Source organism: Halioxenophilus aromaticivorans, from assembly GCF_042850945.1.
Classification (GTDB): Bacteria; Pseudomonadota; Gammaproteobacteria; order Pseudomonadales; family Cellvibrionaceae; genus Halioxenophilus; species Halioxenophilus aromaticivorans.
The window spans coordinates 2,846,255-2,861,167 of record NZ_AP031496.1 but is presented as its reverse complement, the minus strand read 5'-3'; the positions used below and the strand labels follow the sequence as shown (position 1 = coordinate 2,861,167).

Genomic DNA, 14,913 nt, shown 5'->3' with positions numbered 1-14,913 from the left:
ACTGGATACAAGCTGCCAATTGTCACACCCAACCGGCCAAGATAGTTGTCGTCAACCGGTCATCCTAATTGTCGCCGAACACAAATGAATACAGACTACTTTTTTCCCAGTATCATTCGTTCTAAAATTGTATGAAATATTTTTAAAAAGAAGGGCTAAGCCTAGCTTGTCAGACTAAAAAATAAGCAGACATACAGATATTGCACATAAGTGGTGCATTTTTTGGATCATACAATCCAAAATTTGCACAAAATTGAGGCGAAAAGCGGGTGCTAGAAGAAAAACCGACAACAGAATGTTACCAGACGCTTTCGAGCGCGTATGACTATTTTAACAGCGCGTTGTTTGCCGGGCAATTGCCTGATGTCATCATCACATTTCACCGACAGCGCAAAGTGATGGGTTATGCCTCCATCGGCCGGTGGGTCAATGAAAAACGTCAATATGTAGATGAACTAGCCGTCAACCCTGAATACTTCGCAAAATACCCTCTGATCGAAATCTGCCAAACCCTGTGTCATGAGATGGCGCACATCTGGCAGGCTCACTATGGATCACCCGGACGACGGGGTTACCATAACGCCCAATGGGCCAAAAAGATGCTGCAAATAGGGTTGATCCCCTCATCCACTGGGAAGCCCGGTGGACAGAATACGGGGGAATGGATGATGGACTATGTCCTGCTAGAAGGCCCATTTCACAACGCCTGTAAAGAGCTTATCAAAAAGGGTTATCGTCTGCCCTGGGTCGACCGCTATCCTGTCTATCGCCTGGAGCTACCTATTACCGCCTACGATGACAAAGGCTCCGAATACGAACTGACCGAGAATTTAAATCCCAGACCCGCTGCGGCAGTCGCAGCCATGCGAGCAGAGCAAGACACTTCGGTAGTTATGACTGAGCAGTCACTAAGCGAACGAGCATTTAGCAGTGAGCATGAAGAGGTTAGCCGGTTTTATGATGACGACAATCTCGGCGAGCTGATCACTTCAAAGCCAAAACCGCGATCGGGACGCATTAAATATGCGTGCAAAACATGCCATATCCAGCTTTGGGGCAAGCCTGGATTGAACGTAGTTTGTGGAGACTGTAACAAAAAACTAAGTGAGGTAATTTAGAACTTGGGATAGAAGTTTTCAGAAAGGATAATAACACTCCCTTCCATAGATTAACATTAGGAGTGTTCAATGTACACCAAAAAGATCAGTTCCACGGATAAAGAATTCCACGATACACCGCCGCAATTCAAAGCTTTAGACCGCAAGCGTTTTTTCTACGTCGAATCTCATTTCAAACAGCTCATCACACAAAACGTTCGCGGCCATGCCAATATCGTTTACATCATCGTCGCCTACGGGTACTTCAAAGCCACGGGTCAATTTTTTAATTCTGCGATCCAGGAAGATGTTGACTATGTAGCAGGCCGACTGAAGCTCAGGCAAAGTTTTCGCTGGGAAAGCTACAATACAAGCACCAGAAATCGCCATAGAGAAATGATTCTTGATGCGCTGGGTTTCAAGCCATTTAATCAAACCACCATTCAACCACTGTTGCCACTGATAAGAACGGACGCACGCTCTCAGAAAAACCCCGATAAATGCTTTATTTCCGTTTGCGAATGGCTCTTTGAACACAAAGTCGAGACACCCGATTATAAAACAATTTGTGACACGGTCGAGTCGGTCTATAAAACGCACATCGACCAACAGATTGCCATTGTTAAAAATAAGCTCTCGAACGATGGAGCTCAAAAGCTCGATGCGTTATTTTCAAAAGGAAAAAATACTTATGATGAAATGGAAACGTACAGACTTACGCTGCTGAAGAAACTTAACCAGTCAACCAAGACGTCTAAAATACGCGAGAATGTCGCAATATACGATACGCTCAAGCCACTCTACGATATTGCACTTCCAATCGCAAGCGAGCTGGATTTTACAAAAGATGGACTTAAACGCTACGCACTATCCGTTCATCGGCGGCAGGTTTTTCAGGTTAATCGTTTGAAAGATCATGATCGGCATCTTCACCTTGCCATTTTTATCACTCACCAATTTCAACAGCTGGTCGATATTCTGGTCGAAACGTTTCTGGCCTCGGTGAAAACAGCAGTGAACAAGGCCGAGAATCTTGCCAAAGAAGAATACTACAAACAACGCCAGGAGCAATCTGGCCATACGCAAGCGTTAGTAAAGGATACGGTTGATTTAGTGTCGTTGGTGGAAAAACTTAAAGAGACGCTGAACAACCCTATTCTGAGTGATTCAGAGAAAGTCGAAAAAGCGATTCGCTTGATAAGCCCGTCAAAGATATCCACGGAAAACGTAAACGCTCATGTAAAAGATGTCCAGGAGGACTTAGATAAAATCAGCGGACAGGCTCTTGAAATGCTCTTTTTGGAAGAAGGCGCCACGTCGCTTCAGCTCAAGTGTAGCGATATTCTTCGGCGGCTCAATTTCGATTGCGACGTGAAAAGCAACAAGCTGCTAAAAGCAATATCGCAGTACCAAGCGAAAAACGGAAAGGTTGATGATACATTCCCAGTCGGGTTTCTTACGAATTCAGAAACCGGCTACATTGACACGAAAGACTCCTTCCGCGCAAAACTGTATCGCATTCTGCTTTATAAGCACACTGCCGCTGCCATTAAAGACGGCACACTGAGCATTGTTAACTCAAATCGTTACCGACAGCTAGAGCAGTATTTGATCTCACGGGAATACTTTCAAAAAAATCGGGATCACATACTAAATTTAGCGGACATGGCTGATTTTAAAGATGTTAAAAAATTGGTTGAGCACTGGGAACTCGAATTGGATGCGCAATACAAGGAAACGAACGAGCACATACTGGAAAATATAAACGAATATATTGAGACAGATGGCCTTGGTGGATTTAAGCTAACGTATGAACGAAATACTCGGGCTGAAGTCCTGTTAGAAATGGAAAGTGACGTAGCTCTGTTTCCGGATGATCAATACATTCGAATAGCAGAAGCGTTAAGTACAGTGAATGCCGCTTCGGGGTTTCTTGACGAGTTTGAACACAACAGTATCCGATACCGCAAGCCCAGGCCTGAAGATAAAAATTTCCTCGCGGGAATAATTGCGCTAGGTGAACACTTGAGCGTGCCAAAATTATCTAAATTGGCGAGGGAAATTGAACTGGCAACTTTGGAATCCACGACCAATGGCTTTTTTACGCTTGAGAATTTGAGACGAGCAAACGATGCCGTTATCCGTTTCGTCAATCAACTTCCACTGGCCAAAGTATTCATTGGAGACTACGGCTTGCAGACATCAAGCGATGGTCAGAAATGGACCGTCGCATATGAGTCACTCAATGCAAATAAGTCATTTAAATATGGTGGTCGTGACCCCGTTGTATCGGCCTATACTTTCATAGATATACGAGGGATGTTCCCTTACTCAATGGTGATCAGTGGTTCCGAATTTGAAGCACACTATATGGTGGATGGGTTGTTGAAAAATGATGTAGTGAAATCAGACCTTCACTCCACTGACTCTCACGGATACACGGAAGCCATATTTGGCCTTACGCATTTATTGAAATTTTCGTTTGGACCACGCATAAAAAATCCCGGCAAAAGAGTTTTATACTCCTTCAAAACTCCCACTTTCTATAAGAAAAAAAGCTATCCGATCTTTCCAAGGGAACGGATTAATAGAGATAAAATTATTGATAATTGGGAAGATGTTCTTCGTCTATGCGCATCAATCAAGCTAGGCGAAGTTACTGCGTCTCAAATCTTCAAACGATTAAACTCATACTCAAAAAGCAATCCTCTTTACGAAGCACTAAAAGCATTTGGAGGTATTCCGAAAACGTTGTTCTTGCTCCGGTATGCCGACGATGTGGGTATGCGAAAAGCCATCCACCGCCAGTTAAATAAAGGTGAGGCAGGGAACAAGCTTGATCGAGCGCTGGCCATTGGGCGGGCAGATTATGTGCAGACAATTAAGGAAGACCAGGAGATCGCAGAGACCTGCAAACGACTACTTAAAAATGTCATCGTTTGCTGGAATTTTATGTATCTCTCCAAACGTCTGTCAGAAGCCAAAACAGATGTTGAGTATTCCCTGCTACTAAAAAAGATTAAGGCGTCGTCTATGCTGGCTTGGGAACATTTTGTCTTTCATGGCGAATTTGATTTTTCACAGAACTCCCTAAAAGACTCTCAACAGATAGATTTACAAAAAATCCTTGATCCAGACCTGATCAAAGAGTAATCGATCATCGCCGTTTTACAGGAGAGTGGCCGACACTCTCCTCGTTTTCCCAAATATAACACCGCTTTGGAGCATCGTTCCGGGAAAAGAAATATCGTGTAACATATTGTATTTAAACGTTATTTACGAAAACCTATAGTTGTTTCTCGAGTTTTGTTTAGGATTTCCCTGGCTATACAATGCACAAATCGTCAAATCTAAGCCTTAATGAGCCCTCACCATGGCAAAAGCGCCAAATCCAGTCGCACTGTATCCAGGTCTGCTAGAATTTCCAAACCTAGCCATTTCAGATTACCCAGACCTACAGTCGTTTTTATCCGCAGGCCCAGATTGGCGCATGGCACATTGGCGCTGGGGTTATGAATTCTTAAGCTACATTGGCCGCAATAAATCAGAGCACACGTTTGGTCGCTTTAGGAACGAAACCGAACGATTTTTACTGTGGGTGTTTTTGTTTAAAGACAAACCCATGGATCAGCTGCGCAAAGCTGACATCCTGGAATACGCTGATTTCTGTTGGCAACCGCCAGTTGGCTGGATTGGCTTAGTAAACCATGAGAAATTTGTTCGCCAAGCCGGTTTTTATCGCCAGAACCCACAATGGTCGCCATTTCGGCTTAAGTTAGCCAAAGGCTCGCAATCCAGTGAGCCTGCCAACAAAAAGAAGTACAAACCTTCGCAACAAACACTCAGCGCGATGTTTACCTCGGTGATCGCACTTTATAAATACCTAATGACCGAAGAAGTTTTGTACGGCAATCCAGCCCAAATTGCCAAAAAAGATTGCCGTTACTTTATAAAAGATGCCCAGGTTAAGGACGTACGCCGACTAACGGAGCAACAATGGCTTTACGTTATAGAAATTGCAGAGAAATTAGCCAACGATGACTCAAACCACGAACGCAGTCTGTTTATTATCTGTGCTTTAAAAGCTCTGTTTTTGCGCATTTCTGAGCTTTCAGAGCGGCCCAATTGGTCACCCGTGATGAGCCATTTTTGGCAGGATTCCGATAACAATTGGTGGCTCAAAGTGTACGGCAAAGGCCGTAAAATCAGAGATATTACAGTGCCAGATAGCTTCTTACCCTACTTAAAGCGCTATCGTAGCCAAAGAGACCTACCCGCCCTTCCCTTTATTGGCGATAACAGCCCTATCGTGGAAAAGATACGCGGCCAAGGCGGTATGACGGCCAGGCAATTAACTCGGATAGTACAAACGGTATTTGATGAGGCCTACACAGCAATGAGAGCCAAGGAAGGCGAAGACAGAGCCCTAAAATTAAAAGAAGCCTCCACCCATTGGTTGCGACACACCGGCGCCAGTATGGAAGTGGAACGTGGCCGGGCTCTGAAAGATCTTTCAGAGGACTTGGGCCACGCCAGCATGTCTACCACGGATACTATCTACGTTCAAAGCGAAGCCAAAAAACGCGCTGAAAGTGGTAAAAACCGAAAAATATAAACCACCTGTTAACGGCAATAATGCTGGTCAGAAAGTAGCGAACATTTGCCACAACAGCCTAGATTAAAGCACAGAGAAATGTCTCTATACCGATTCCGTTGGTGAGCGACCGATAGTTTAGATCCGCCTAATATTTATTACCTTACTTGCAGTTAGCCATTTTCCTCGCGCACTTAACAAGCTGGGCTAGCCACTCCTAGAAAATTGCCGTCCAGACAAATGACGCAAAGCAGCAAAGCCGGCCTAAGTGGTCAGGTCCAGTCATTGCGCTTGCACCGCTCTCTACTATGCTTATAGGCGAAAGCTCTTATTTAAGGACATGGTACTAGCACCCACCTTGGGTGGGTTAAAGCACCAGTACCACGATAGCCACCCGCCAAAGGATGCCGTATGGGGATGACACTTATGGAACAGCCAGCGCCAAAGGTTGGTAGTTTAGAAGAATTAACCGCCAACACGGCTTCTTTAATATCGTTGCCAGAAATCTATCTTAAGTTTAAGCAGTTGATGGATGATGAAGCATCCGATATCCAGGACTTCGCTCGTGTTGTCACCATGGACCCAAACCTTACGGGCGTAGTATTGAAAGTAATCAATAGCCCGCTATACGGGTTCTCAGGTCAAATCCACGCTATCGATCGCGCAATTAACCTGATGGGATTGGGCCAATTGCACGATTTAGTGCTCGCTCTATCCGCCGTGGATGCCATCCGCATCGGTAACGACATCGAACAAATCAAAACGTTTTGGCAACGCAGTATTTACTGCGGCGTTATGGCGCGCCTGTTGGCTCAGCACCTAAATCTTAGAGATCCAGCCGGCTTATTTGTTATCGGTCTGTTACATGAGATTGGACGAATATTGGTGTTTATTAAACACCCCGAAGCCGCGCGGGCAGCAATTATTGACGCTCGACAACACGCTTGCCCATTAGCCAGCAGTGAAGGTCGAATATTTGGCTATCATTATGGAGATATTGGAGCGCAGCTGATGGCTGACTGGAATCTCCCGGTGAAATTTCACACCGTGATTGGCTTACACCTAGACCCCATTCGCAGCTCTGAGCACTACGCGGAGGCAGCTTTGTTGGGGTTAAGCCACAAGATGGCAACCTTTGCCCGTCCAGGTATCGAACCCTACCACTATACCGAAGGAGAGCTCGGACTGGATCATTTGAAAATAGACGCTGCTGATTTGGAGGCATTGTTGCCGGAGGTAGAAAAGCTCAGTATCGAAATGGAAAGTATGATCATTAAAAATTAACTTATGTTTTTCCCTCAACGCGCATTACAGGCTGAGCAACCATTAGCAGGAACTGTTTACATGACAAACGCCCGCCAATTGGTAGCGAACCTTAGCGAAACACTGGCAATGCCGCCAGTATATCGTCGCGTTCGTACCCTTATGGAGGCTCAAGACGCAAACATAGACCACTATGTTGAGGTTGTGGCGACGGATAGCTCATTAGCAGAGCGCGTTATTCGGCTGGCAAATTCAAAATTCTTGGGTTACCGGCGGCGTGCCCACAATTTAAAACAAGCCATAACACTCATTGGCGCCGTACAAGTTCATGATTTGCTGGTGGGTAGTCTTAGCCTGCGTGCTTTTAGCAGTCTACCGCCGATTCTAATGGACGTAGACAGATTTTGGCGCGGTAATATTAAGTGCGGCATATTAGCTCGCAATATTAGTCGCCAAGCTCTGATGCCAGCTAAGGAGCGTCTGTTTACCATTGGACTGTTGCACGATATTGGTCACGTTGCGATGTTTTTAAAAATTCCGGTACAAACGCAGCAAGCATTAGCTATTGCCGCAGACACTGGTCAATCTATTCACTCAGTGGAACAGCAACTACTGGGGTTTCACTATGGTACCGTGGGCTGCGAGCTTGCACAGTTTTGGCAGCTACCCGATATCTACACCGATACCATCGGCAATCACATGGAACCAACACAAGCGACTCGCAATCGTATTGAGAAAGCCATCATCAATGTCGCTCGTCACCTTGCGATGCTTCCGCCAGACTCAAACTTAGCTGCCACTGATTTAGATCGCTGCCCTGGCTGGCGTTTATTGAACCTTTCGCTGCAGCAAGCCCAGCAATTACTCAAAGAGGCCGAGTCCTGGGAGGAAGAATTATTTCTTACACTCAACTCCTCGCCCGAGTCACATAGCACACTGCGCTTTGGAGGCTTGTGATGGCCACTGCGTTTGCCCAAAATTGGCTCGAGATTCAATGCCGTAGTATTCAGTATGTAGAGCGAGCGATCTTTGTATTAGCAGACAGTGAAGATCGTCGCTTGAAAATGGCGGCCTCTTGGCCCGTTGATAACGAAAAGCCATCTGAATTACTCGCTACGGTGCGTTTGGCTGCGCGCAAAAAAAATACCGACGGAGGCGTACGAGCAACTCTAACCTCCAATCAACGCTTTGACTATTTTGCCTGGCCAATATTCGTCAATGGGCATTTACTAGGTATCGTAGCGGTGCAAACCAAGCACCAAGAAAAGCCAGTACAGCGCTCTATTCTGCAAACCCTAAAAGTGGGCGCACAATGGTTAGCCCTGCCAGAACCTGAAACAGAAAAACAGGAACAATTGTTTCAAAATACAGTGCGATTAGCCTTGGGCATTACCGACCAAGCTGATTACCGCGCTATGCTAACAGCTTTGGTTAACTTGCTGATTCTCGAATTACACTGTGATCGCGTCAGTTTTGGTGCTGTTAAAGAACAACATTGTGAAGTTGTAGCGGTTTCCAACAGCGCGAACATGGATGCCAAAGCCAACCTAATAAAAGCAGTGGCCCACGCCATGGACGAAGCGATAGATCAAGATTCGATCTTGAATTTCCCGGCCGTTGCCAACGACCAAAACATCTACCGAGCTCATAAAGAACTGGCGAAAAACTTTGGTAGCGGGTCTATTCTCACCGTACCACTGGTGCATCAAGAGAAAATATTTGCAACCGTAACGCTGGAGCGTAATGAAAGCCATCCCTTTACTGCCAGCGAAGCCAATTTTTGCCATCAATTAATGTTATTGCTCGCACCGAGTTTTTACATGCGTGAGCGATTAGATCAGCCACTAACAAAACGGCTATCCGAAGACGCACGTGATAGCTTCGGCGCTGTATTTGGCTTATCACGTCTACGCCTAAAACTGAGCCTTACTGCAGCAGCGCTACTGGTCGGATTTTCTGCGTTTACGTCCACGCAATTTAACGTCTCTGCCGGGGCAGCGCTTGAAGGCCGTATTCAACGCTCCATCGCAGCCCCCATCGCCGGTTACATTGACACAGCAATCGCTAGAGCCGGTGACACGGTGGATCAAGGCGATATTATCGCCACCATGGACGATAGTGAACTGCGTCTACAAGAAGCTAAGCTGGAGGCCCAGCGTCAACAAACCAACCGCGCACTTCGTGAGGCAATGGCCACACGGGATTTAGTCCAGGTACGCGTGCTGAATGCTCAGTTGGATCAAGCCAACGCCGAGCTGAAATTGGTGCAGGATCAACTTGAGCGCACACGCATACGAGCACCATTTAACGCCATTATTATTGATGGTGATTTAAGCGACCAGTTGGGGGCACCCGTAGAACGTGGAGACAGCTTATTTAGAATCGCCCCATTGAGCGGTTACCGAGTTATTCTAAAGGTTCGTGAGCAGGACATTGCCTTTGTACAGAACGATCAAATTGGCACCTTGACCTTGGCCAGCTTGCCTGGCGAGCATTTACCGTTGACCGTAGAAAAAATTACAGCCGTAGCCACGGCAGAAGACGGCGCAAATGTTTTCCGGGTGGAAGCCGCATTGAGTGAAGCACCCGAAATACTGCGCCCTGGCATGGGAGGTGTTGCCAAAATTAACGTCGGCGAACGCCGCATGTTGTGGATTTGGACACGGGATATTGTCGACTGGATCCGACTCAAACTGTGGAGCTGGTGGCCCTAAACCGGCCATAAGATTAGCATCATGAGTGAAAACCTGTTTAGCCCTAACTGGTACCGTGTCAAAGCCTTAAGGCCACAACTACAAGCGCACATCAGTGTACAGCGCCAAGATTATCGTGGATTGATTTGGTATATATTGGATGACCGAATTACCAACAAAACCCACCGCTTCAATGCGGTAGCCTATCAATTCATCGGTCAACTCGATGGCTCTAAAACGTTAGAACAGATCTGGAACGAAAGCTGTGACGTGCTGGGCGATTTCGCCCTAACGCAGGATGAAACAATCTCGTTATTGGCACAGTTGCATCAAGCGGATTTGCTCCAATCCGAGCTTGCGCCTAATTTAACGGAACTGTTGCAACGCCAGGACGACGCCACTAAATCACACTGGCGACAACGATTTACGAATCCTTTGGCGTTGAAGTTTGGCCTTTGGGACCCTGATGCATTCTTGCAGCGCGCGCTGCCATTTGTACGTTGGTGTTTCCATCCAGCGTTTTATTTCAGTGCCGTAGTAGTCATAGTGTTAGGCGTAGTGTTGGCAAGCATGCATTGGCAGGCTATCTCGCTGTACACTCAGCAACAAGCTACTGACCCCTACAGTATCGTCTATCTAATACTACTATATCCAATTGTTAAATTCTTACACGAGCTCGCCCACGGTTTTTGTGCGCGCAATTACGATTGCGAGGTTCACGAAATGGGAGTGAGTTTTCTGCTATTTATGCCTGTGCCTTTCGTCGATGTTTCGAGCGTTAACCGTTTACGTCGAAATCGACAACGTATGTTGGTGGGTGCTGCAGGTATCTTTACTGAATTATTTCTGGCTGCAGTTGGATTGTTTATCTGGTTGGCTGCCGAGCCAGGTGTAGTCAAAGATGCAGGCTTTACCCTGTTAATAATCGGTGGTGTGTCCTCTCTTTTGTTCAATGGCAATCCACTGCTCAAATACGATGGCTATTACATTCTTGCAGACGGCCTAGGAATCCCCAACTTGTTCCAGCGCTCGCGGGCCTATTTGGTTTTCTTACTGCAGCGGTATACCCTCGGCTTGCGACAGACTAACACGCCAGCATCAGGCCCTGGCGAACGCCCCTGGTTATTTTCTTACGGCATTTTGTCCGTCGCCTATCGGATATTTCTCATATGGTTTATTGCGTTACTACTACTGGATATCAATTATTATGTCGGCGTGGCGCTAGCAGCTTGGATGCTCCTCACCCAAGTAGCATTACCCGTTTTTAAAGGATTAACCTTTGTCATTAGCAGTCCGCAATTGCAGGCCAATCGCCGACGCGCATTAGCAGCAACCGGTTTATCGACCTGCGGCCTGCTAGCCATCTTATGTTGGTTGCCCTTGCCCTCCTACACCACAACCCAGGGTGTGGTTTGGATACCGGAAGAATCCCAGCTGCGAGCCGGTGCCAATGGTTTTATCAGCGACCTCTACGTTCGCCCCAACCAACCCGTCATGGCCGATGACAAAATATTGAGTATCGCAGATATCGAGCTAGTGTCGCGCACCGACGTCTTACGTTCACAGCTGAGTGAACTTAACACTCAGTACCAATCACAATGGGGCGTTGATCGTGTGAAAACTGCCAACATTAAAGCGCAAATGAAAGTGCTTGCTAAAGAAATAACGTTAAATTTAAAACGCATAAAAGCTATGGAGTTAAATAGCCCGCACAGCGGACAGTTGCTGCTCACAGACGGCGACGACCTACCCGGTCGTTTTGTTCGCAAAGGCGAAGTTTTGGGATATGTTTTAACCGATGCGCAGCCTTTGGTACGCGTTGTGGTTAGCCAAGCCGACGCTGGACTGATGAACCAAAATACTCAGTCCGTGCAAGTACGGTTGAGTAGTCAGGCCGCAACCGTACATACTGCCAGCTTGGAACGAGCTACTCCGCAGGCCACCGTAGAGCTACCCAGCCCTGCTCTAGCACGTGAGTATGGCGGCCCAATTCGAGGCCATGCTCAGGCCAACGGCACGGTTCAGGCGCTAGAGAAAATATTCACTGTTGACCTTCGCTTACCGGAAACGGCCAGTACGGCCAGGATTGGACAACGAGTATTTGTGCGTTTCGACCATGGGGCGGAACCACTTATGTCGCAGTGGTATCGAGGACTGCGCCGCACCTTTCTGAGGCGTTTTCATGCCTAACGTTGTGCTTAAACCTGGTCTAACCCTTGGCCCTTACCCCGAACGGAAGGAAGATCAAGCCGATGAGTTGGAGCAACGACTCCGCACAGCGTTGCACAAGCTTCGGTCAAAGCACAACCAAAAAACACTAGCGCCTCAAATTCTTGCAAGGAAAGTCAATAAGGCTGCCCAGGGATTTGACGCTTTAAGCGATGACCAGCTCAATAAAGTCATTAATAAGCTGCGTACCGATCTACGTTATAAGGGTTTGAAACCTGGGTTGATTGTGGGCGCTTTTGCGGTGATTCGAGAGGCGGCAGAAAGAGCTTTGGGCAAGCGCTTCCATGATGTGCAACTGCTTGGCGGTTGGACCATGATAAACGGTACCATCGCTGAAATGGAAACCGGGCAGGGCAAAACCTTTACCACCACTCTGCCGGCTTGTACTGCTGCCCTAGCCGGCATACCGGTGCATATCATGACCGCCAACGATTACCTCGCTCAACGAGATCAAGAGACACTCGCTCCGCTTTATCAACGTTTAGGCCTCACCAGCTCTGTGTTGAGCGACGGCCAGGCCCACGCGGTAAGGCAACAAATTTACCAATCCGCTATTGTCCACGGTAGTGGCCCGCAGTTTACGTTCGACTACCTTCGGGATCGTTTAGCCATGGGTGCAGAAGCGTCGCCCAACCAACTGTACCTGCACCAACAAATCGCTCGAAAAAAAGGACTAGCACCACCCTTGCTGATGCGCGGGCTGTGTTTTGCCATCGTCGACGAAATAGACAGTGTACTTATAGACGAGGCACGAACACCGCTGATTATCTCTCGACAAAGACAATCCTCCGATGAACAAAACCAATGTATAGACGCCCTCTTTCTGGCCAGAGCATTAAACCAAGAATCTGATTTTAAACTAACCCCAGAAACTCGCTCAGCGCAACTTACCACCGCGGGCAAGTTGCACCTAACCGAATTGTGCCGAACATTGGGCGAAGCCTGGCAGCGACATCGTCACCGGGAATTTTATACCGAGCAAGCACTGCGAGCGCTGTATTTATTTCATCGAGAAAAAGACTACATCGTGCGTGATAAACGGGTAATGATTGTCGATCCATTAACCGGTAGAACCATGCCAGATCGCTCTTGGGATCAAGGTCTACACCAATTAATAGAGGCAAAAGAAGGTGTGGAGATTACTGGGGTACGAGACGCCCAGGCCAAGATCACTTATCAAGAGTTTTTTCGTCGTTATTTATTCTTAACCGGCTTGTCCGGAACGGTTACAGAGTCCGCCACAGAACTACGGAGCGTTTACGGTCTAGAGTATCAACGGATCCCTACTCATCAATCCAGCCGCCGCCAATACCAAAAAGAGCGTATCTATTCTACTGAAGAATGCTTAAAGCAAGCGCTTTTAACAGAAATTAAGAGTTTACACGGATGCGGCCAGCCACTGCTTATCGGCACTCGATCAATAGAAGAATCTCAGCAGTGCAGTCAATGGTTGCACAACAGTGGGTTGCCCCACCGCGTGTTCAATGCGCACCAAGATGCAGAGGAAGCTAATATTATCGCCGCCGCCGGTAACGCAGGCGCAATAACCATCGCCACCAACATGGCAGGCCGAGGCACCGATATAGCGCTGGGCCAGGGCGTGGCTCAAATGGGCGGCTTGCACGTTATCGCCATTGGCCGAAACAGTTCACGGCGAGTGGACAGGCAACTGTTCGGCCGTTGTGCTCGTCAAGGAGACCCAGGCAGTGTATCGGCTTACGGCTCCCTTCAAGACCCGGCAATCTCGCAATTTTACCCAACTGCTATACTAAAATTAGTCCGGTGTTTTGCTAAAAAAAGCCGGCCTTTGCCGGCCGCCCTTGGCGCACTGATTGCCCGCCTGCCCCAGCGACGACAAGAGCGGCAGGAAAGAAAACAGCGCCTATCATTGATTAAGCAAAATCAGTTTTTATCACGGGCACTGGCATTCAGTGGTCACGGCGAATAATAGTTTCTGCTTAAATAAGTACGGAATTCACTGCTATATCGGCAGATAGCGCTTAAATTGAATTTTTTCAGAACATTTCTTCATCAAACAAGGGTCGAGGTCGATAACTTAACTATGCTACCAGAAGAAATGCGATGCAGACTCGAATGACGATACGCCTACTATCCAGTTTATGTTTTGCCCTTATCTGTCCTTTTGTACAAGCGCAGAAAAACTACACCGAGCTTGACTGCATGGTGAAGCCAGAAATGTACATCAACCTGGCAAGCCCTGTAGACGGTGTTCTGTCCGAGGTGCTGGTAAAAAAAAGTGATGCCGTAATTAAAGGCCAAGCCCTAGCACGCCTCAACTCTGAAGTAGAAGAAGCTAACATTCGGGTAGCAGAGCAAGAAGCCCGGTTAGACAATGTAATCAAGGGCAAGCAATTGCAGTTTCAATACGCACAACGACGACTGCAGCGCATTGGAGATCTGTTTAAAGCTAAAGCTAGCTCCAATCAAAATTACGACGATGCTGTAATTGAGGCTGATTTAGCAAAAAATGAATTACGCCAAGCTAAGCTAGATAGAGAACGCAACGAACTTCGGTTAAAATTAGCGCAAGCTCAATTAGAACAAAAGATTATCCGCAGCCCTATTGACGGAATTGTTGTAGAACGTTATTTAATGCCCGGCGAATCCGTCGAGAACCGCCCTATTCTTCAACTGGCAAAAATAGACCCACTACAGGTTGAGGTACTTGCGCCGGCTCATATTTTTGGCCAAATCACTAAAGATATGGACGTTACTATACGGCCAGACTTTCCCGTAGACAGTGAGTTTCCAGCCAGCGTGCAGGTAATCGATCGAATTATTGACGCTGCCAGTGGCACTTTTACCATTTTGTTAGAGCTGCCTAACCCTGATGCAAAACTGGTAGGCGGCACACGCTGTACTGCACGCTTTCCTATAACCTCTACACTTAAAGCAAACAACAGTTCGGCTGCCGATGACGATCTTCCGCCAGAACTACGCGCGCTGCTAAAACAGTAAATTCAAGCAACTATAGCAGCACTAATTGCCCATCTTGGCCGTATAAACCAGGGTGTTG

At 47.2% G+C, this 14,913-nt stretch carries 9 protein-coding genes; all 9 read left to right on the top strand.

All coding sequences use genetic code 11. The annotated features are described in order from the left end of the window. The first annotated feature begins 269 nt into the window (after window positions 1-269). The 9 genes from ACGHM3_RS12455 to ACGHM3_RS12415 all read left to right on the top strand — a co-directional run bounded on the left by ACGHM3_RS12455 (window position 270) and on the right by ACGHM3_RS12415 (window position 14,855). The gene (locus tag ACGHM3_RS12455; RefSeq protein ID WP_345421138.1) at window positions 270-1,118 is read left to right on the top strand and encodes a SprT-like domain-containing protein; all 849 of its coding nucleotides are present in this window, start codon (window positions 270-272) and stop codon (window positions 1,116-1,118) included. Window positions 1,119-1,187: 69 nt separating this feature from the next. Next, on the top strand, window positions 1,188-4,250 hold the full coding sequence (locus ACGHM3_RS12450) for a Tn3 family transposase (protein WP_345421141.1): 3,063 nt from the start codon (window positions 1,188-1,190) through the stop codon (window positions 4,248-4,250). Window positions 4,251-4,470: 220 nt separating this feature from the next. Beyond that, window positions 4,471-5,712: a site-specific integrase gene (locus tag ACGHM3_RS12445; RefSeq protein WP_345421144.1), complete on the top strand. Its 1,242-nt coding sequence runs from the start codon at window positions 4,471-4,473 to the stop codon at window positions 5,710-5,712. A gap of 405 nt (window positions 5,713-6,117) precedes the next feature. After that, window positions 6,118-6,975 carry an HDOD domain-containing protein gene (locus tag ACGHM3_RS12440; protein ID WP_390518170.1) on the top strand — a complete coding sequence of 286 codons (858 nt, stop codon included), beginning with the start codon at window positions 6,118-6,120 and terminating at the stop codon, window positions 6,973-6,975. A 60-nt stretch (window positions 6,976-7,035) separates the two neighbouring features. Continuing rightward, window positions 7,036-7,911 (top strand): HDOD domain-containing protein, encoded by an 876-nt coding sequence (locus ACGHM3_RS12435; protein WP_345421150.1) that lies wholly within the window; start codon window positions 7,036-7,038, stop codon window positions 7,909-7,911. Then, on the top strand, window positions 7,911-9,668 hold the full coding sequence (locus ACGHM3_RS12430) for an HlyD family efflux transporter periplasmic adaptor subunit (RefSeq protein WP_345421153.1): 1,758 nt from the start codon (window positions 7,911-7,913) through the stop codon (window positions 9,666-9,668). The genes ACGHM3_RS12435 and ACGHM3_RS12430 overlap by 1 nt, the downstream gene beginning before the upstream one ends. A 21-nt stretch (window positions 9,669-9,689) precedes the next feature. Next, a complete protein-coding gene (locus ACGHM3_RS12425; RefSeq protein WP_345421156.1) occupies window positions 9,690-11,837 on the top strand; it encodes an HlyD family efflux transporter periplasmic adaptor subunit in 2,148 nt (715 codons plus the stop codon). Beyond that, window positions 11,830-13,824, top strand: a complete 1,995-nt coding sequence (locus ACGHM3_RS12420) for a hypothetical protein (RefSeq protein ID WP_345421159.1) — start codon at window positions 11,830-11,832, stop codon at window positions 13,822-13,824. The genes ACGHM3_RS12425 and ACGHM3_RS12420 overlap by 8 nt, the downstream gene beginning before the upstream one ends. Window positions 13,825-13,970: 146 nt before the next feature. Then, window positions 13,971-14,855: an efflux RND transporter periplasmic adaptor subunit gene (locus ACGHM3_RS12415; RefSeq protein WP_345421162.1), complete on the top strand. Its 885-nt coding sequence runs from the start codon at window positions 13,971-13,973 to the stop codon at window positions 14,853-14,855. Window positions 14,856-14,913: the final 58 nt, after the last annotated feature.